The following is a 484-nucleotide window of genomic DNA, read 5'->3' as shown; positions in this document are numbered from 1 at the left end:
GGGGCGCGGGAGGCGTTGGAGCGGGCGGTGGAGGCGGACCGCCGGGTTGCCGGGCGGCACCAGGAGGTGCGGCGCCTGGCCGAGGAGTTGAGGCGGCTGCGCCAGGAGAACCACTTCGCGGAGAACTTCCGCAAGGCGTTGCGAGAGGGACGGCAGGCGCCGTGAGAGGGAGGGTGAGGGACGTGGATGTGGATCGGATACTGAACGCCGGGACGTCGCTGGTGGCGGTGGTGGCGGTGCTCGCGTTCGTGGCGAGCTACGCGGCGGTGGCCCCGTGGTGGGAGTCGGTGGAGGGCCGGCACATCATGGCGATGGCGGTGGTGGTGGGGGCGTTGTGCGCGTACGCGGTGGTGATCACGGTGTGGCCGCAGGCTGCGCCGGTGTTGCGGTTCGTGCGGTCCGCGATCGTGCTGGCGGTCGCTGCGCTGTTCGTGCAGCGGACGGTGTTGTTGTGGCGGGCGCAGCGGGAGGCGCGGGAGGAGGG

At 72.5% G+C, this 484-nt stretch carries 2 protein-coding genes; both read left to right on the top strand.

The window, feature by feature from the left end; all coding sequences use genetic code 11:
• The first annotated feature begins 15 nt into the window (after window positions 1-15).
• The gene (locus FOE67_RS30925) at window positions 16-165 is read left to right on the top strand and encodes a DUF7620 family protein (RefSeq protein WP_438874332.1); all 150 of its coding nucleotides are present in this window, start codon (window positions 16-18) and stop codon (window positions 163-165) included.
• Window positions 166-173: 8 nt separating this feature from the next.
• Window positions 174-484: putative phage holin (locus tag FOE67_RS28215; RefSeq protein WP_228474386.1), on the top strand; the 311-nt coding region annotated here is incomplete at its 3' end.

This window comes from Streptomyces calidiresistens, from assembly GCF_014141525.1.
GTDB lineage: Bacteria > Actinomycetota > Actinomycetes > Streptomycetales > Streptomycetaceae > Streptomyces > Streptomyces calidiresistens.
The sequence above is the reverse complement of the archived record's forward strand: the minus strand, read 5'-3'. Positions and strand labels throughout refer to the sequence as shown.